15 protein-coding genes are annotated in these 18,327 nt (G+C 42.0%); 4 read left to right on the forward strand and 11 right to left on the reverse strand.

Annotation, left to right across the window (positions count from 1 at the left end; genetic code table 11):
* Positions 1-2 precede the first annotated feature (2 nt).
* The 3 genes from GZH31_RS13735 to GZH31_RS13745 all read right to left on the reverse strand — a co-directional run bounded on the left by GZH31_RS13735 (position 3) and on the right by GZH31_RS13745 (position 4,396).
* Positions 3-899, reverse strand: a complete 897-nt coding sequence (locus GZH31_RS13735) for an FHA domain-containing protein (RefSeq protein WP_180311113.1) — start codon at positions 897-899, stop codon at positions 3-5.
* Positions 900-928: 29 nt separating this feature from the next.
* Complete coding sequence (locus GZH31_RS13740) at positions 929-1,765, reverse strand: DUF6689 family protein (RefSeq protein ID WP_180311114.1); 837 nt, start codon at positions 1,763-1,765, stop codon at positions 929-931.
* Positions 1,766-1,930: 165 nt separating this feature from the next.
* Positions 1,931-4,396 carry a S8 family serine peptidase gene (locus GZH31_RS13745; protein ID WP_218977102.1) on the reverse strand — a complete coding sequence of 822 codons (2,466 nt, stop codon included), beginning with the start codon at positions 4,394-4,396 and terminating at the stop codon, positions 1,931-1,933.
* A 269-nt stretch (positions 4,397-4,665) separates the two neighbouring features.
* On the opposite strand from GZH31_RS13745, the gene GZH31_RS13750 reads away from it, so the two are divergent.
* Positions 4,666-5,247 (forward strand): hemerythrin domain-containing protein, encoded by a 582-nt coding sequence (locus GZH31_RS13750; RefSeq protein WP_083633662.1) that lies wholly within the window; start codon positions 4,666-4,668, stop codon positions 5,245-5,247.
* A gap of 33 nt (positions 5,248-5,280) precedes the next feature.
* On the opposite strand, the gene nrdD is transcribed toward GZH31_RS13750, so the two are convergent.
* Complete coding sequence (gene nrdD, locus GZH31_RS13755; RefSeq protein WP_180311115.1) at positions 5,281-7,080, reverse strand: anaerobic ribonucleoside-triphosphate reductase; 1,800 nt, start codon at positions 7,078-7,080, stop codon at positions 5,281-5,283.
* A gap of 5 nt (positions 7,081-7,085) precedes the next feature.
* Positions 7,086-7,538 (reverse strand): anaerobic ribonucleoside-triphosphate reductase activating protein, encoded by a 453-nt coding sequence (gene nrdG, locus GZH31_RS13760; RefSeq protein WP_065978358.1) that lies wholly within the window; start codon positions 7,536-7,538, stop codon positions 7,086-7,088.
* A gap of 265 nt (positions 7,539-7,803) precedes the next feature.
* Here nrdG and mog point away from each other — a divergent pair, with 265 nt between their 5' ends.
* Positions 7,804-8,331 (forward strand): molybdopterin adenylyltransferase, encoded by a 528-nt coding sequence (gene mog, locus GZH31_RS13765; protein WP_036973017.1) that lies wholly within the window; start codon positions 7,804-7,806, stop codon positions 8,329-8,331.
* An 85-nt stretch (positions 8,332-8,416) separates the two neighbouring features.
* On the opposite strand, the gene GZH31_RS13770 is transcribed toward mog, so the two are convergent.
* Entirely contained in the window at positions 8,417-9,889 is a 1,473-nt protein-coding gene (locus GZH31_RS13770) for a NarK family nitrate/nitrite MFS transporter (protein WP_065978357.1), read from the reverse strand.
* 331 nt (positions 9,890-10,220) lie between these two features.
* Positions 10,221-11,411 carry an alginate export family protein gene (locus GZH31_RS13775; RefSeq protein WP_180311116.1) on the reverse strand — a complete coding sequence of 397 codons (1,191 nt, stop codon included), beginning with the start codon at positions 11,409-11,411 and terminating at the stop codon, positions 10,221-10,223.
* A gap of 183 nt (positions 11,412-11,594) precedes the next feature.
* Here GZH31_RS13775 and GZH31_RS13780 point away from each other — a divergent pair, with 183 nt between their 5' ends.
* Positions 11,595-12,338 carry a molybdopterin-synthase adenylyltransferase MoeB gene (locus GZH31_RS13780; RefSeq protein ID WP_036973025.1) on the forward strand — a complete coding sequence of 248 codons (744 nt, stop codon included), beginning with the start codon at positions 11,595-11,597 and terminating at the stop codon, positions 12,336-12,338.
* A gap of 16 nt (positions 12,339-12,354) precedes the next feature.
* Here the strand turns inward: GZH31_RS13780 and GZH31_RS13785 are convergent, their stop codons facing one another.
* The 3 genes from GZH31_RS13785 to GZH31_RS13795 all read right to left on the reverse strand — a co-directional run bounded on the left by GZH31_RS13785 (position 12,355) and on the right by GZH31_RS13795 (position 15,413).
* Positions 12,355-12,798: a putative zinc-binding protein gene (locus GZH31_RS13785; protein ID WP_051501921.1), complete on the reverse strand. Its 444-nt coding sequence runs from the start codon at positions 12,796-12,798 to the stop codon at positions 12,355-12,357.
* Positions 12,799-12,945: 147 nt separating this feature from the next.
* Positions 12,946-14,148: an NnrS family protein gene (locus tag GZH31_RS13790; RefSeq protein ID WP_196857407.1), complete on the reverse strand. Its 1,203-nt coding sequence runs from the start codon at positions 14,146-14,148 to the stop codon at positions 12,946-12,948.
* The gene (locus tag GZH31_RS13795) at positions 14,145-15,413 is read right to left on the reverse strand and encodes a nitrate/nitrite transporter (RefSeq protein ID WP_065978355.1); all 1,269 of its coding nucleotides are present in this window, start codon (positions 15,411-15,413) and stop codon (positions 14,145-14,147) included. Before GZH31_RS13795 ends, GZH31_RS13790 begins: the two co-directional genes overlap by 4 nt.
* Before the next feature lie 321 nt (positions 15,414-15,734).
* Between GZH31_RS13795 and GZH31_RS13800 the strand changes: the two genes are divergently transcribed.
* Positions 15,735-17,453, forward strand: a complete 1,719-nt coding sequence (locus GZH31_RS13800) for a bifunctional protein-serine/threonine kinase/phosphatase (RefSeq protein ID WP_036973029.1) — start codon at positions 15,735-15,737, stop codon at positions 17,451-17,453.
* Here the strand turns inward: GZH31_RS13800 and GZH31_RS13805 are convergent.
* Entirely contained in the window at positions 17,450-18,319 is an 870-nt protein-coding gene (locus GZH31_RS13805; protein WP_180311117.1) for a U32 family peptidase, read from the reverse strand. The genes GZH31_RS13800 and GZH31_RS13805 overlap by 4 nt on opposite strands.
* Between the last annotated feature and the right edge of the window lie 8 nt (positions 18,320-18,327).

An 18,327-nucleotide genomic window follows, 5' to 3' on the forward strand; every position in this document is an offset into this window, starting at 1 on the left:
GGTTAATGACATAAATTAAATAAAGTATAGCCAGTATTTTCGTTAACGTGCTTATCTGTAACCACTTTTTGTAAGTTATCAATAGATTGTTGCAACAGTAAGGCTTGCACTGCGGCCTCAATTTGAAGTCCCATGCTGTGGAAAATTTCGATGTCTAAATCAGTCAGTACTTTTCCCGCTAATTGGCTGTCGGTATACACAACCCCAACAACTCGACCGTCAAATAGTAACGGGATACACGCTAGCGAGGATATTTTTTTCAACTGAATACTGTCGCGGTGTTTGAGTAAGTCATGTACCGACACATCCATAGCCACCACGGGTTCTGCTTTTTCAAAGCAACGAGAGATTGCACCAACACTGCCTTCAAAGCGTTTCAATTTAAAATCACCCGTTTTGAAACCTTGTGCGATACATACTTGTAATGAATCTAATTGTTCGCCTAATAGCAACACACCACGCTGCGTGCCTGTTAACGTAATTAGGTTATGTAATTGGGCAATTAGGCTTTCTTTTAAATAGTCTGTATTAGAAGACGGTGAGGCTAACTTACTTTGTGTTAATCGCCAGGTGTTATGCTCATTAATGGCCGCTATTTGCGACATTGACTTTGCTTCAAACAAGCAATCTAACTCACCAATCGAAATGATTGCATCATCAGCAAGGGTTGAGTGAGTGACAACGGCACCGTTTACTTTCGTGCCGTTTAAACTTCGTTGATCATTAAGTTGCCATGCATCATTACTGTGCGACACACGAGCATGCTGACGTGACACCGTTGGGTGTTCCAAAATTAACTGACACTCTTTCGCACGTCCTATGAGGTATCCACTCTGTTCGTATAAATAGCTTTCCATCGCAGGCTGATCAGTATAACAAACCGTAATTCTAGCGGGCATACACAACTACTCTACAAACCTTATTATTCTTAATTGGCAAGTCTCAAACTAAAGCGTAACGTATTTGCATAAGCTATCAGCTCACCCATCACGTTATCGACATCTCGGCTTGAGCGCCACACATCTGGAATTGCTTGGCCTCGATTAGCTTTCACATTATTAATAAACAGGCTAACTTTGCTACTCGCTGAGCTGTAATCAAGCGTCATGATTGCTTGATTAATATCGGCGACGTCTTGCAATAGTGTTGAATAAACAACACTGTCAATCTGGCTAGAAAAAGCATTTAACGCCGTTTGTAAGTCGTTAAACTTTGTATTGATCACAACGGTTGCAGGGCGTAAATCAGCGACAATTATAAACTGTGAAAAGCGGCCTGTTGAACCGCGAGCACGGTAACTCCCCGCCCCCATTGTTGTGGTAATATCTTTAAACTCACCACCCAAAGGTGCTTTAAAAAAGCGTAGCGGCGTACCCGCTGTGTACTCTAAATTGTGCGTATGAATGTCAACACTCGCGACTCCCGAAAACGAAAAACCGCCACTGGTATCAGGCTCAATAGTAATCATCATTGGAAAAAGCGCTTGCAAAGAAATATTGCTACTGTTTGGTAGTCGCTGCAAAAGATTAAGCGACGTGATATCAATAATTTCGGCTGTAATACCTATGTTATCAGCGGTAAGGCCTACTGCATTTTCAAATTCAAGGGTGATATCTGCTGAAATATTTGCAGGGAGGTTAATCACGGCCTCAACAGTATTACCTTGAACATTGACACTAACTAATTCTGTGCTGTGTGATACGGGGCTTGAAAGCATCATTATTAAAGCAAATGCAATGATGTAAAACGTCTTGAACTGGCTCATATTCTCAACTCTCTCGTGACGACGGCAAGCCGAAGTAACACGTTTATTTAACAAACTACAACATTAAACTTACTTTCGACTGGGGTATTTCGCAAGTTTTTAATGAAAAATAACGAATAAAAACCAACCATTTTTCAGGTTGGTTTTTATTCATCAAGGACTTAACTATCTTAAATATTGATTGAACACTCGACCAATAATCACCGCGTAATCACCCCGGCTTACTACGGTGTCTGGTTCAAAGTAAGCAACAAGCGTCGGTGTTAAATCATAGCGACCCTGTTCAAGCTCAAAACGGACACCTAACAGCGACATATCAACAGCCAATTGCACATACCCTTTTAATTCGCTAGGTATCGCATTGCTATCACGAAGCGGGATTTGTTCGCCGTTGTAAGCAACCGTGATATCGCCCGTGTGATTGCCAGCCTGCGATTGTAAGCCAAGTGCTTGCACTAATGAGTACGCTAAATCGGTTTTGCTAACTGTGCCCGTCGGATTAAATGACTGACCCGATACTAACATTACTGGATTTTGCTCTTGTTTACGGTCTTTTAACGCTGAGCCTACTGACGTAACGGCATCGACAAACGCATCGCTACCAGACATAACATCCACAAAGGCCGGTTTTTGTGTCGCCAGAATGTCACGTTGTTGTCTGATTGCCATTCCCATCACAAGATACTGAGCAAGCTCTGCACGTGATAGGTTTACATCAGGGCGGTAGTAGCCATCATCGTGACCATCAACGAGTCGTTCACTAACCGCAAACTCAATCGCTTTTCGAGCTGGGTGAACAAAAATATCATTAAGCCCTTGGTATCCACCTGACTTCAAAATACTAATTTCACCACTAATAAACTCAGGTAAGCCTGGGCCATTTGTGACACCTGTAGGATCGGCTTCTACACCTGATAACGAGGTCAAACCAAATGCAGATAACTTCCACTCTCCGGCTTGTGCTGGCGCTGAAACACGCATTGAAGTATCAAGTACTGGCAAGGTTAAGTTGCCAAAATAAACCGTGCCATCGGGTGCTTCAAGTTTGAGTTTAGTGGTGTTCGCCAGCACATCTGCAGCCACATTGATAAACGCAGCATCACTGCCAACAGTAAAGGTAAATTCCTCTGGTTCACCCACTGGTGAGTAGAACACTTCAAATGGGGTGGGTGAGCTGTCATCCACAATAATGGCATTCGCATTAAAGTCGTTTAAGTTATTTACTGTGACACTATTTTCAGCGTTATAACCCAATGCGCCAGCTACAGCGGCATACGCATTGACATAACCAGCGCCCACTTCCCATGCCTGATAGCCCGGCATGTTTGTCGCTGTTTCTTGCATAATTTGTTTAATTTGCAGCGGTGTTAAGTCGGGGTTTGCTTCCAGCATCAGCGCAGCCACACCCGCAACATGGGGGGTGGCCATTGACGTGCCTGAAATCATTGTGTAATAAGGTAAGTATTCAGCTTCAATTGCGTCAATGTCATCTGCACCGCCGTTCGATACGATGTTCGTTTTTGCGCGTGTCGAAATAATATCCACTCCCGGTGCGACTATTGTTATTTCATTTTTATACTGCCACTCACTGCCGTCTGGCATAGTAAAGGTGCCTTGTTCACCACTTTTACCCCGTGATGAAAAATCAATTAAATCACCTTGCTTGGTGCCTGCACCCACCGACATTCCCCATGGAATTTGTGCATATGGGTTGTGAGTATCTTCGCCTGAACCTGAATTACCCGCAGCAAACACTGATAACATACCCAACTTGTAAGCTTTGTAAGATGCCAATGAAATAGGATCATGGCTTTCGAACTTACCACTGCTTCCCCATGAGTTACTCATGATACGAATCGGCGAGTTAAAATCCCAAATATGGGTAATGGCATAGTCATAACCACCCAGAGCATCCAAAATAGAAATACCTGCGCCAGAACCATAACCAATTAAATCAGCACCCGGTGCTGCACCTTGGTACTTACCATCAGAATGACTTCCCCAACCAGCCACAGTGCCCGCACAGTGTGTGCCATGACCTACATTTAAATCGGTGTTAAGTTGGCCTTCAATCCACACACCACTTGCACCAGTAATTGAAATAGCACTGGCATGAGTAATCCCTTGCACGTTTTCAATGACTTTAGCGCCATACTCTAAATCAGCGAGTGACGCATCAATACCAGAATCATTGACAAGAACGGTGACGCCTTTACCTGTGAACGTCATCCCATTATTAGCCGTGAATTCGTCTGATTGAAGCTTTTCGACCCCCGTAATTTCTCGCGCTTCTAGGTTGTAATAAGTTAAAGGTCTATTTGCAAAAATAGAGCGAACCCCTTCCATTGCTGCTAACTTTTTAATTTGTGTAGGTGATGCAACAACACCAATCATTGGTAATGACTTAAATTGCACACTTTGTGTGATACCTAGATTAATTAACTTACTTATTTGTGTGGCTTTAAGTGCTTCCATTTGCTCGTAACTTACAACCACCATCGCTTTGTCTGTGAGCGACATAGTTTTAAGCTGTTGCTCTAATTGAGAGCCTATCACTGCGGCTGCCGCTGCGTTTAAACTGAATCCTGCAAGCGTTAAACCAACCGCCATATTTTTCATTAATAGTTTCATCTGACACCTACCTTGCGTGAATTGACGCCTAAAATGGTTAATGTTTTATTTACATTTCTAATTAAATAGCCGAATGAAGTTGGCAGCTATCAGGATCAATCCCTACATGGCATGAGGGAAATCCCCTATTAGGTAAGGTATTAAATGAATTTTTACGGGCACTACCTAGTAAAGGTTAAGCGTTTTCTATCCCCTTTGAGGAATATCTTTCGTCCTATGTTTCAACTAGATTGATTAAACCATTCGTCATTTAAAAGTAAGGATTGAGAATGTCTGCTCGTACAGAAACATCAAATGATATAGCGAGCGAAAGCGCTAATGCTATTGACCTTGTCAATGAAGATAACTCAACCACCAAGCAACACACTCATATTGGACAAGCTATTTCTGGCAGTAACATAAACTGGGAGGCGCAATCGCCCATTAAGCTCATTGCGCATATCATCGATAATTTTCATGAAAAGCACAGAATGCAATTTCAACAATTGATCCAATTAACCAAAGCAGTGAAATTAAAAAATACTGATCATGCTGACTACCCTCATCATCTGGAATCTCATTTATCGCAAATGAAATATGAACTTGAAGAACATATGATGAAAGAAGAGGCCATTTTATTCCCAATGATCATGAAAGGTTATTATCCATCGGGTCCTATTAGTGTGATGGAAGCAGAGCACTTAGAGCACGAGAAGGCACTCGAAAAATTAACCACACTCACCAATAAGTTTACTCCTCCGCACGATGCTGATGAAGACTGGCAGCGTCTTTATGCCAAAATACATGAGCTCTACAACGATTTAAACGAGCACATTCATTTAGAAAATAATATTCTTTTTATGCAAGGTTAAGGCAAAAGGGGCAATAGACGCCCCTTTACATTGTTAGGCTAACGCTGATTGTTGTACTTTTGTGCATTGGTAATGTCGCAATTTGTGCTCTTTGCGTCGGCCATGACTAAATGACGACACTCTTTTTAAGTAGCCAATCACGCGTGTGCCATAATCAATATCTGTTGAACCACACTGTGAGCATGATTGCCTTGAGCGCTTATCGATATACTCACAGTGATTACAAATGGTGATCCTCACATTAATGCAAAAATAATTGCACCCCGTTCGCGCTGCCACATTAAATAACTGCATATATTGCTCAGTGTCTAAATGCTCTTCTAAGTTCAAATGCAGTGCTGAGCCACCATCTAAAAACTCTGTCATCGATTTACCATGCAATATAAACTTATCAAGGTGATTTAGTGTTGTGTCTTCTACTAAATAGAAATAACTGTTGTAGCATTCTCTTGGCGTGAAGTAGCCATCTTCGCTATCCCATTTGGCATTTTTTATCCCTAAATTTTCAGCAGGAACAAACTCAGTGTTAAATAAAAAGCCGGTCTCTTTTGTTGCTAAGCGATTCTCTTTATAAATCACTTCTAACTGACTTTTCACCCATTCTTTATACGCATCATTAACCCCCACTTGAATACCTAAATACTCTGCGGCTTCAACCATGCCATTAATACCAATGGTTAAAAATTGCTTGTTAAAGGAAATAAACCCTGCGTCGTACACCGGTAGCATGCCCGCTTGCTGGTACTCTTCCATTAAGGTGCGATACGCGATTTGATAAGCATGTATTTTTCTTATTTCTGTTGCTAGGTCTCTGCCATCTTGCACCAATCGATTCATATTGAGTGTAATAACATTGATAGAGCCCGTCGAAACGCCCCCCGCGCCTAAACTATACGAAAAACTATGATCGCTAATTTCATTACGAAGTCGACAGCATGAGGCTAATGAATCAGCATCGGTTGATTGATAAACAAAAAATGAGCCGCCCTGACTTAAGTTTTCGGCACACATCAATGCAAATTCTTTATCTTTAGGTTCATTGTCTTCTACTAGCATGGCAGCGGTGACAACAGGGAATGTTAAAACAGCTTTGTTTCGCTCTTGGTTAAACCAATTTAAAAACATGTCTTGCAGTGCCTTTAAAGACGACCAATCTGGAGCCGTCATATCAGGAAACACAAAATGACCAAACATAGCCTCAAAGTATGCACTATCGTACAACGAGATATTCCAAAATACGCTTTGATAACCTCGTGCAGCAGCGGGTTGATTTAAAGCGTACACGACGTGCTGTAAGTGATTTTCTATCTGTTTATAGTGAGTAACTAAATAATCATCGCCGTAATCCTTACGCGCAAAGTAATCAAAATACATTAAAAATTCGACCGTCGCGACAGCCCCTGCAAACTGCGCGCTAATTGCAAAAACAAGATTCACAAAACTGCCGCAGAACGATTCTAAATGCTTGGGTGCCTTAGACTCTCCCCCTAATTTGGTTAGCCCATCCAATAAAAATGGATACATGGTGATAGAAGTACAGTAAGGCTTTAAACTCGTTTCATCATGCACATAAATTTCATGATTCTCAATTTGTCGAAGGTACTCTTTGCCCAATGACTCGCCGAAAAGCGCGGTTATTTTATTACTAACCTGAGTGCGATTAACGTGAATGAAAAAGTCTTTCATTATTTCTGATTCTAGCGTCGCTATATTTTTTAATGTCACATTTGCATTCGCATCCACTTTAGAACCATCGGCCGCATTCTTGGCCTGTGTATAGTTTTCGATGAAACGCATTTTTTCTTTTAATTGTTCACAATTCAGCATAGACATTTTTGTTATCCTTTTAAAAATAATGAGTTAAGTACCTTACCCGAAGCAATTTCAATAAATCGTTGATTAGTTAAATGGCTCGCCAGGCCACCTAATTCAGCGACATAACGGCCCGTTTTTACATAAGTCAGCTGTGCTTTTAATTGCTCCGACACATCCTCAAGCCCGGTATACAAACACGTTGCTAAGCCTTGCTGCGTTGCTAACTTTAAAAAATAAACTAAATCACCTTCCTGCCATTCTCCGCCAAAAAACACCACACAAGTTATCAAGTGCTTATAGCGCTCAAGTAACCCTAGAAAGCGTTGCGATGTTAACCGCTCACCATGCTTTGGATCCCATGTATCAACGCTATGACACCCAGGACAGCGCAAGGGGCACCCCGTGCACACAAAGCCTAACGCAATGTGTCCGGGGACTTCTTGAAAGCACACTTGGGGTTCTAATACATTAAACATAAACCACTACATATTGTGTTTTAAATTTCAATATGATCAATATATAGTATCAACACCGTTTTAAGCCAGTTTGAAACTTGATCTAGATCAAAGCAGCTTAGTTCTGCCAAAAGAACAAAATGGGTAGCCAATCAAAACCCCCTCCTGTCAAAAATAAAATGCAGCGAAACGGAGCGCCCCCCAAACACCTCTACCTACTTTGGAGGAGTTACCTTTACCCATCACTTTGCTAGAGTGCGAATAAATGAATTGTAAAGAGATGAAAATGACTGCGAAAATTGGAATTTTGACTGTTAGTGATCGCGCAAGCCGAGGCCAGTACGATGACTTATCGGGACCCGCTATCACCGATACATTAAATGACTATTTAAGTTCGCCATGGCAGGCATGCTATCGATTAGTCGAAGACGAGCAACATTTAATTGAAGCGGCATTATGCGAGCTTGCCGATCAAGAACAATGCGCTTTAATCATTACCACAGGTGGAACGGGTCCCGCCAAACGAGACATAACCCCCGAAGCCACAGAAGCGGTGTGTGACAAAATGATGCCAGGATTTGGTGAGTTAATGCGTACTGAAAGCTTAAAATACGTGCCAACGGCTATACTCTCTCGACAAACAGCGGGGATAAGAGACCGCTCATTAATTATTAACTTACCGGGCAAACCCAAAGCGATTCGTCAATGTCTTGATGCCGTATTTCCTGCGGTGCCTTATTGTATTGATTTACTTGAAGGGCCTTACTTAGAATGTGATGAATCTGTGGTTCAAGTATTTAGACCTAAGTCATAAATAAGGTTTGTCATAACGTTAAAACATCCCCTTAGTTAATAACGAAAAAAGCCAGCTTAAGCTGGCTTTTCTATCGTATTAAGATTTATTTGTGTGATACATCAATCAGTTCAACAGTCCCGTCTTCGCGTACTTCAGCAATTTGACCTCGCGGTTCATCCATAAAGAACAAAGTAACAAAGCCAATCATTGCCGTACCGGCGATAACATAAAAGAAAGTTGCATAATCAACGAACGATAACACAGTTAAAAATGTAACTGCCCCAACGTTACCATATGCCCCTGTCATCCCTGCAATTTGCCCTGTTAAGCGACGTTTAATTAATGGCACGACCGCAAACACAGCACCCTCACCTGATTGAACAAAGAAAGAACACGCCATGGCTGTTGCAACTGCTAACCATAATGGCCACTGCGAATTAACCATGCCCATTAACAGATAACCTGCGGCTAAACCGGCGGTTAAAATAAGTAACGTTGTACGGCGACCAAACTTATCTGAAATAAACCCACCTGCTGGGCGTGACATTAAGTTCATAAATGCATACGCACCGGCCACCATCCCTGCCATAACAGGGTCGAGCGAGAAGGTCTCAGCAAAAAATAGCGGCAGCATTGACACCACAGCAAGCTCAGAACCAAAATTTGTAAAATACAAAATATCCAGCACAGCTACTTGCTTAAAACTATAGCGATGTAACTCAGGTACTTCTTGCTCAAATACCGTTTTATTTACGTTCCACACTTTTTTAACTTCAAACAAGTACAACAGCACTAACCCACCATAAATAAGGTGTACGACATTTGCTTCAATCATCCCAACACCATTGGGTGAGAGTTTCCAAGCCAGTAATGCCATTGCTGCATACATAGGGATTTTCATGATTAGGAGTAAGAAAAAATCGCCTTTAGAAGTGACTTCCATCGCCCCTAAATTTTTAGGACGAAAGTACGTCGAGCCTTTAGGTGTATTGGTTACATTAAAATAATAAATAAAACCATAAACAAAGCTCATTACACCCGTAATACCAATTGCATAACGCCAACCATCATCGCCGCCAAAAATTAATGCCAACGTAGGCAGTGAAAAAGCCGCAGCAGCGGAACCAAAGTTACCCCAGCCACCATACACACCTTCTGCGGTGCCTAACTCGTGATGAGGGAACCACTCAGACACCATGCGGATACCAATAACAAAGCCTGCGCCGATAAACCCAAGTAAAAAACGAGCAATGGCAGCTTGCAAAAAACTATCAGCAAAAGCAAACATTAAACAAGGTACTGCGCTGACAATCAGCAAACATGAATAGACTAACCTTGGCCCGTATTTATCGGTTAGCATGCCAATAATCACGCGGGCAGGAATGGTCAAAGCCACGTTCAAGATCAGTAGTGTTTTTACTTGCTCTGTACTTAATCCCAAGGTGGTTTTTACAGCCTGTAGTAACGGTGCAAAATTAAACCACACAAAAAAGGTGATAAAGAATGCAAGCCAACTAAGATGTAAGATTTTCATTTTTCCTTGAAAGGAAAAAAGGTTAAATTTTTCACTCGCCATTGTCGTCTCCAAACGGTTTTATTAATTTGATTCTGAGCCGACTTACTAAAAAAGAATTGATGTAAATCAAGGAATAAAGGTAACCGCCGTGCAGCCAAAAACACCTCTACCCCCTATGAATAGGCGCACTGTAAAGCAATGCCTTTATTAACTGCGCTTACTACCTACTAAGGTGTATTAACACTCCCTATCACTCTACGAGAGAGATAAAAGGAGATATTGGAGGAATAACAATGAGGTTTTGGGATATCACACAGAAAAAAGCCTCCGAAGAGGCTCATAATTGCAGGGAACTGAAACTAATCTAGCTGCTAAAAAGCATGCTAAGCGGTTAAAACTTATGAGTGAGCATCAACCATACCTTATCGGTATCCGTGGCATAATCATCAGCGTTGTACATGGCATATTTAAACAGCACATTACAGTTGCTTGAAAGTGCATATGCAGCCGTTAAATCAAGCTCTTGGCCATAATCGATGCTGTGTGCATCACTATCAAAAAAGTGATAAGTCGCGCTCAGCTTTATATCTGCCAACTGCCCATTAACGCCAAAGTATAAATCAGCAAGTCCATTACCTGGAGTCGCTAAAAACTTATCTGCAAAACCTTGGAACTTATGCCCTGTTGCCAGTGGTGTACTAAAACCTATGTTGTTATCTGAGCCTAACAGCTCATAGCCAACTTTCCAGCCAAGCTTACTCACTTTGCCCTTTAGCTCCGCTAATATATAGTCAGCATCAAACGAATTGGGGTTATCGGCATAATCTTGTTGAGTTGCATAACTGAGCGTATAACTCAATGAATCGGATAATTGGCCTGTTGCGCGCACACCTATTGTTTGTGTTGAGCTGGCTAAAGCAGCATCAAAGTCATAGAGATAGGCAAACACACTGACATTAAATTGCTTATTAACTTGGTATGCAGCATTGGCAAAGTGTAATTTACCGTGCAAATCGCTTTTATTGCTGTCTTCACCAAAAATACGATTCACATTAAACACATAGCTGTAGTCGAACTTTAATGACTCTGTTGGTTTATAAACGACTCTGTAACCATCAAAAGTTTGTTCATTCTGGCGCCATGCGACACCCCCTACAAATCGTTGGTCATCAAGGTTGATACGTTGTCTACCCGCAACAACGTGCAACTCTTTATTCTTGAATTGTAAGCTTGCTTGATTAAGCTCAGTACCTTTAGGGTCAGCAACAACGGGGTGATCCGTATGACCATTAACGGTACTGTTATAATTGTCATTACCAATCTCGGTAACATTATCAAACTCGAGAAGTGCTGAAACGCCTTTGAGTGTCGCCGTTGTATAATTAATACGCGTGAGTAATGTTGATGCATGTGCTTGTTCAGCGATCCCCGATTGATCGACATTTTCATATCGATAACGCAACATGCCATGCACTTCACCATTCGCCAACATGTTATGAATGCCATTATCTTCAGTTGCACTCACTTGCGTACTCAAAGCAAATGTAACTAACGCTGTTAGAACTGAGAGCTGTGTTTTCATATCACTACCTTGCTATGTTTTTAAGTTATGCACAGATTACGGCTATGCATAACTATGAAAATTGATTTAAATCAATTTTTTCATAGCGTTACCTAATATGACTCACTGCACCTCCAAAGAGGTATAACAACACTGCCCTATTTAATGTAGGCTTATAGACGCGTTCTAAAGAAGGAAAATTGCATGTTATTAGAGAGTGCCAACACCCTGCGTTATTGCCGCCATATTCTGCTTCCTCAGGTTCAAGAAGAAGGGCAAGAAGCCATTATGGCAAGCCACGTACTCGTTGTCGGAGCTGGAGGACTGGGTAGTGCAGTACTCCCTTACCTTGTTGCGGCAGGTGTCGGAAAAATTACTTTATTTGATCATGACACAGTGGATATAACTAACCTGCAACGACAAATATTACACACCGAAAACAGTGTGGGTCAGTTAAAAGTTGAATCAGCTAAACAGCAATTAACAGCACTCAATAGCCAAGTAGAGATGACAACCTATGCTTCTGAGTTTACGACACACCATGAGCCAGAGTTAATCAGCGCTGATGTTGTCGTTGACTGCAGTGATAATCTCGCAACACGCTTACTGCTTAATCGCCTGTGTTGGACACATAAAACGCCCCTAATTTCAGGTTCTGCAATTCGTATGGAAGGGCAACTCATTCACTTTCCAATGCGTGACGGCGATCCCTGTTATGCCTGCGTTGCTCGGCTATTTAAAGAGCCCTCATTAAGCTGTATGGAAGCTGGGGTCCTTGCCCCAGTAGTTGGCACTTTGGGTTCATTGCAAGCCACAGAGGCGCTTAAAAGCCTGCTATCTATGCCCCCTAAAACAGTGTCAATGCTGTTATATGATGCAGAGCACCTGACATTTAAAGAGTTTATTATTCCAAAACAACCCCACTGCGAGGTGTGTGCAGAGCGTTAAAGTTACATTGCTAACCTTAACGCTCTGCACACGGAAACATCGCGATCACTTTGCTTCCTGCGGCTTCCTTTTGATTCACTCTATGTTGCTTTGGTAGGACAGACGCGAGTTGATACTGCACCGTTTTTGTCACTTGCAAACAGGCCGCTAGCGAAGGTTTGCCCACGCCATTGTTTATTTTCTGAAGCTGCTTGGTCATATCAAAATGATAAAATGTATTAATAGATAACTTTTCGAGGCTTAACTTCGCACAGTTAAGCCCACAGCCATCAAAAACAATAATCGCAGGAGAAGATGCTAACTTTTGCCAATGCATAGCAGAACCTGCTGTTAATGCCGCAATGGAGACTTTTTCAACTTTCCCCTGCATAATTAAACTTTGTGATAAGTCTTCAGCCAGCTCTGCACCATAACTACAGCCAGAGCACGTTAACAATATTGGTAAAGATTGCTCCTTCATGCTTTCCACTCTTTTTACTGATACGTAAATATCAGCTTAGTAAGCGTACAAAAATTCAGCTTGATCTACATCAAGAGGAATGAAGTCCACACTAATTCAAAAGAGGTAGCTACTTTACCTAAACAACCATATTGACGTATAGAAACGTTAGCCTGCGCGGCCATCTGCTCTTGGTTGTGTTAACACCGGAAAATACACTAAGCAGAATAAACCATAAGCCATACACCATGTAATCACAGATAAAGAAATAAAGTACAGGCTCAATTGTGAATTTATCAACACACCAAATACGCGTAATAAGGCCGCTATTAATACCGCACCAAATGCAAAAATAATGGCGTGTTTAACCACTAATTTTCTTCCAGTGTGGCCTAAGCTAACACGCGCCATCATGCTTAAAATCATATTGCCCATAGCCCCCACAGTCAGTGCATGGAAAGCGGTCGAAATTGACAATAAATCAGTGAAGTAAGACATCCCCATTAATATAATTCCCACAGGAATAAACCAATAAGCCAAATGCAAACTCCACAGCAGTGGAACCGCTAAGGTTTTAAAGAACGGCCATCGCGCCGCACGAAGACAATGAAATACAGCACATATAATTAGCATGCCGCCAATGAGCTCATTGCTCAGGTAATAAACTGCACCAGTAAAAAACAACACAAAAATAAACCAGGTACTGCCAAGCGCTGCAATCTCTAACCAAGGTTTACCGTCGACCTTCTTTGTCGCAGTTGCATTTGCAGTGAAAAAGGGAATTACACGCCCGCCTAATACACTCATTAATAACGTAATTAGCCAAATAGCAGACATATAACCATGCTGATACAACTCAGGCATCCCCAGTGTCACGCCTAAGTGCATTAATAAATTGGCAGCACTGAGTAATAAAATAATCGGCACAAAAAAGAGGTTTCGCATTTGCCCTTTAACAATGATTGGTTTTGCTAACCAATAACCCGCTAAGGGCAAAAACACCATATCAATACCAAATACTAACCAGTGCGGCAAAGCGGGCACCACCATGGCAACTCGCGCGATTAACCATGCAAGAGTTAACAGCAGCAGCTTTCGACCATGAATAGAGCGTAAACCTGTCCAGTTTTGTACCGCGGTTAATAAAAAGCCGATAACAATAGCGCACACAAAACCAAATAGCATTTCATGGCTATGCCAAAACAAAGCCCCTCCATAAGGAGAAAAAGACCAGTGACCATTGAGTACTAATCCCCACACAACCAAAGCAATACAGCTAAATAAACCCCCACACAAAAACAGCGGACGAAATGCGAGCTGAAATAAGGCAACGTCACTTTTGGTTTGTTGTTCATCGGATATTTGCATCATAAACTATCATCTTCTAAAAAATTATAACTCGCAGCTTCATTCAATCTTCGTTGATAGCGCTCAGCACGCACCGCGAAATACATCAGCATCATACAGACAGCTAACACAGCGTAAAGCAACATAAAAGAGGCACTGTAAAAGCCAAATAAATCAACCACCGCACCAAACATTATCGGTAATGTGAATCCTCCCAGGGCCCCAATGGCAGCAATAAAACCGCCTACCTTGCCCATTTCTAACGGGTAGTTTTCATGGATAACTTTAAACACACTGGCACGACCAAAGCCTTGCGCTAAGCCAATCACAAATAATAAGCCGGTAAACACCCACACATTCACCGACACAGATAAATTCACATCTTGCTTAATACCATGAATGGTCATTGTTGTGGGCGGGTAGCTTAAGAAAAACAAACACACTAAACACACCCAAAATACGCTCCAGTTAACACTACGACCGCCATACTTATCGGCAAACCACCCACCAAGAGCCCGTATCACCGACGACGTTGCAACAAAAAACAATGTAAAGGCCATCGCTTGTTTAATTGATAATTGATAGGCCTGCATATAGTAATATGGCAGCCAAAGCAGTAAGGCCAAAAAAGAACCAAACACAAAATAATAATAGAGCCCTAATCGCCAAACTTGCGTATTTTTCAGTAACAGTGTCCAGGTTTGCGGTTTACTATTAATAACATGAGCGTTATCTGGCTGGCTGGGGGCAAACACACCATACAGCACAGCAACAAATAACAAGCCAAACGCATACACAGGCCCAACCCACTGCCAACCATAGCGCTCCATTAACCAAGGCGCTAACACGAGTGTAATAGCGGCACCGGCATTACCCACGCCAAAAATCCCCATCGCGGTTCCTTGTTGACTGCGTTGATAAAAATCACACACATAACGGATACCAAGGGTAAATGAGCTACCACTGAGACCAATCCATAAACCGAGAAAAAGTAGTTGAGAATAGCTTGTCGTTATATACAAGCATGCAAGGGCAGGCACACACACTAACATTTGCACAACAAAGAGCACTTTTGCCGAATAGCGGTCAGCCAATTCGCCAGCGGGGATCCGAGACAATGCACCTGTGAACATCGGGGCTGCAAGTAAGCCACCTAACTCAGTGACCGTTAATTGCCATTGCGATGATAAAGGCAATACTATCGCCGCATACAATGTCCATACGGAAAAGTTAGCCGCAAAAGCTAAAGTAGCAAATAATAACGCACGTTTAGCGCGAGACTCTGACATGCGATGCTCCAATTAAAAACGGTCGATGAACACGTCATCTATAAATCATTGACCCATTCTACCTAAAGCACGCGCTTTTTATGAGGCTCTACCCACAATGCCACAACTTAAAAATATCAACAGACAAAAACGTCGAACAAAATAAAAAGCATATAAAAATCAAATCATTAAAAACAACAACAATTACCCCAAAAGAGGTAGTTAAGCTTATTTGATAATAAACAGACCCGAAAAACTGACCGTTTATTGATCTGTACAGGTTGAATACTCCCCCCGTTTTCTTGCACTATTTTGATATTATTTCAAAGCTAACTACACATTATGCAAAGCACTCAGGTTGATGCAGGATTTCATACCTCACGCGGAATAAAAGAAATCAACGAAGATTGCGCAGGTCTTTTTATTCCAAAAGATGAGTACCTCAGCAATATTAAAGGTGCCGCATTTTGTGTTGCCGACGGTGTTAGCTCAGCAGAAGCTGGTAAAGAAGCGAGCGAAACAGCCGTTGAACGCTTTCTTAGTGAATACTTTAAAACCCCCGATACATGGTCTGTTAGTCGCAGTGGCGAACAAGTATTATCGGCAATCAATTTACGTCTTTTTCGCAAAAGCCATGCATTTTCACAAGAAAATAAAGGCTACTTATCAACCTTAAGCTGCCTGATTTTAAAAGGAAATCATGGTCATATTTTTCATGTGGGTGATAGTCGAATTTATCGCTTTAGAAATGGAAACTTAAAGCAACTCACAGCCGATCACACCACCAATTTAGGGCAAGGAAAATCGTTTTTATCGCGTGCCATTGGCATGGATAACAACTTACACATTGATTACAGCAGCAATGAATTACAACAAGGTGACATTTACTTATTAAGCTCTGACGGGGTGCATGATTTTCTCCCGACCGATATCTTAATAGATAACTTATTGAGTTATCAGCCAGCCTCTAAAATAGCAGAGCAACTGTGTATAGAAGCCAAAAAGCATGGCAGTGATGACAACATCAGTTGTGTCGTTTTAAAAATAAAAGAGCTGGCATATCAAAATGAAGCTGAATATAGCGCTGAGCTCACAAAATTGCCTTTTCCACCGCCGCTTAAAGCAGGTATGAAATTAGATGGTTATCTTGTCATTGAAGAGCTGTTTGCCTCATCACGTAGTCAACTTTATTTAGTGGAAGATGAGCTTACAAAAAAGCGTTACGCAATGAAAACGCCTTCAGCCAACTTTGACGACGACACACATTACATCGACCGCTTTATTAAAGAGCAATGGATTGGCAGCCGAATTGACTCCCCTTATGTCGTAAAAATTTATCAACATTCACGGCCAAGAAGTGCCCTGTATTATTTAATGGAATGGCTCGATGGTACCAGCCTCGACAACTGGTTAGCTGAGCATCAGCCCCTAAAACCTAAACGAGCAATCGCCATCGTTAAACACATTGCAGCGGCCTTAAATGCTTTTCATAGTAATGATGCGATTCACCAAGATCTCAAACCTGGCAATGTGATGGTATTAGAAAATGATGAAATCAAACTGGTTGATTTTGGCTCCGTGTTTGTTGCTGGAGTTGCGGAGCTTTATCAGCCAATAGAACATCAAGGGGCACTTGGCACGGCCAGCTATTCAGACCCTAATTATTTGCTGGGCAAAAATGCTGCCGTGCAAGGTGATGTGTATAGCCTCGCGACTATTTGCTATGAATTATTTACTCACCACTTACCCTATGGCGAAAAAGTTGAGCAATGCACAAGCATGGCAGACTACGACAAACTACGTTATCACAGTGCCATTAAACATAACCCCGTTATTCCAATTTGGTTTGATAAAGCACTGCAAAAAGGGGTTAGTTTTGATTTAACAGAGCGCTATCAAACCGTGGATGCACTCATGCATGACTTAACCGTCCCTAATCCTGAATTTTTAAAACCGGATCCTGAACCGAAGGAAGCCAGCAGTTTATTATTTTGGAAAATGGTAAGTGGTTTTTGGTTTATCACACTGGCTCTCATATTGTATTTATTTAGCCAGCACTAAGACTGGCAATGCATACCCGCAATGTGATGCCAAAAGCCATTAATATGTTCATCCGGTCGCTTAGAGTCGGTGCCCAAAGCAAACGACTCAATCCATTGTAAGTCGTCCATATAGTGCATACTTAGCCGCGCGATATCCGCACTGCTATTAAGTGCATGGCGGTCTTCACACAAGTTATACACTTGCCCAGACATTGTTTGAATGCCATTTAAGGTAAACACCTTTTTACCGTCTTGGCTGTGGGTCATTAATCCCGAAGGGTGCTTTTGACAAATGAGCTCACATTGATCTTTAGCTAAGTCATAATGGCGAGCCGTGAAGCATCGCGCACTGTAAGCCAAAGGCAACAAGCCATAACTAAACACTTCAAATTGCATCGGTAAATCTGTCAAACCCGCGTATTCGTGTTTTAAAGCCACCAGCCAATCTCTCGACAATTCAACAGGCATAACCCAGCGCACAGCTCCCATTTGAGCAAACTTTGCTAGCGTATAACCGTTATAAACATTAATTGCGGGGCCAATCACAAATGGTAATCCCAAGCTATGTAATTGCTGCACGGCGGCAAGATCATTCGCCTCTATTAAATACGCGCTTTGACGACACACACGTTTTAACTCTTGAAGTTGAGCCCCCGACTCCAACAAGGCTAAGCTAGACAGCACCACTTCTTTTCCTGCTTGCTCTAGCATTTTAGCCCACTCAAGGTAATCATTTAGGCGACTTAAACGTCGCTTTCCACAGACGGTTTCGCCTAAATAAACAATATCGGCTGTCGACTGCGCTACCCGCTCATAAAATTGTTCGAGCAGCTCCTTTTGCCACAAAAACAACATGGGCCCTACCGCAACTTTTAACTGTGTCATTGTTACTC

The sequence above is a fragment of the Pseudoalteromonas sp. JSTW genome (genome assembly GCF_013423925.1).
Classification (GTDB): domain Bacteria; phylum Pseudomonadota; class Gammaproteobacteria; order Enterobacterales; family Alteromonadaceae; genus Pseudoalteromonas; species Pseudoalteromonas lipolytica.

Bases quoted from the DNA above. Each gene is read 5' to 3' on its own strand.
- GZH31_RS13790 (WP_196857407.1), bottom strand. From the start codon at position 14,148: ATGATGCAAATATCCGATGAACAACAAACCAAAAGTGACGTTGCCTTA.
- GZH31_RS13785 (WP_051501921.1), bottom strand. From the start codon at position 12,798: ATGAAGGAGCAATCTTTACCAATATTGTTAACGTGCTCTGGCTGTAGT.
- GZH31_RS13800 (WP_036973029.1), top strand. From the start codon at position 15,735: ATGCAAAGCACTCAGGTTGATGCAGGATTTCATACCTCACGCGGAATA.
- mog (WP_036973017.1), top strand. From the start codon at position 7,804: ATGACTGCGAAAATTGGAATTTTGACTGTTAGTGATCGCGCAAGCCGA.
- GZH31_RS13745 (WP_218977102.1), bottom strand. From the start codon at position 4,396: ATGAAACTATTAATGAAAAATATGGCGGTTGGTTTAACGCTTGCAGGA.
- GZH31_RS13795 (WP_065978355.1), bottom strand. From the start codon at position 15,413: ATGTCAGAGTCTCGCGCTAAACGTGCGTTATTATTTGCTACTTTAGCT.
- GZH31_RS13770 (WP_065978357.1), bottom strand. From the start codon at position 9,889: ATGGCGAGTGAAAAATTTAACCTTTTTTCCTTTCAAGGAAAAATGAAA.
- GZH31_RS13780 (WP_036973025.1), top strand. From the start codon at position 11,595: ATGTTATTAGAGAGTGCCAACACCCTGCGTTATTGCCGCCATATTCTG.
- nrdD (WP_180311115.1), bottom strand. From the start codon at position 7,080: ATGTCTATGCTGAATTGTGAACAATTAAAAGAAAAAATGCGTTTCATC.
- GZH31_RS13805 (WP_180311117.1), bottom strand. From the start codon at position 18,319: ATGACACAGTTAAAAGTTGCGGTAGGGCCCATGTTGTTTTTGTGGCAA.
- GZH31_RS13775 (WP_180311116.1), bottom strand. From the start codon at position 11,411: ATGAAAACACAGCTCTCAGTTCTAACAGCGTTAGTTACATTTGCTTTG.
- GZH31_RS13735 (WP_180311113.1), bottom strand. From the start codon at position 899: ATGCCCGCTAGAATTACGGTTTGTTATACTGATCAGCCTGCGATGGAA.
- GZH31_RS13750 (WP_083633662.1), top strand. From the start codon at position 4,666: ATGTCTGCTCGTACAGAAACATCAAATGATATAGCGAGCGAAAGCGCT.
- nrdG (WP_065978358.1), bottom strand. From the start codon at position 7,538: ATGTTTAATGTATTAGAACCCCAAGTGTGCTTTCAAGAAGTCCCCGGA.
- GZH31_RS13740 (WP_180311114.1), bottom strand. From the start codon at position 1,765: ATGAGCCAGTTCAAGACGTTTTACATCATTGCATTTGCTTTAATAATG.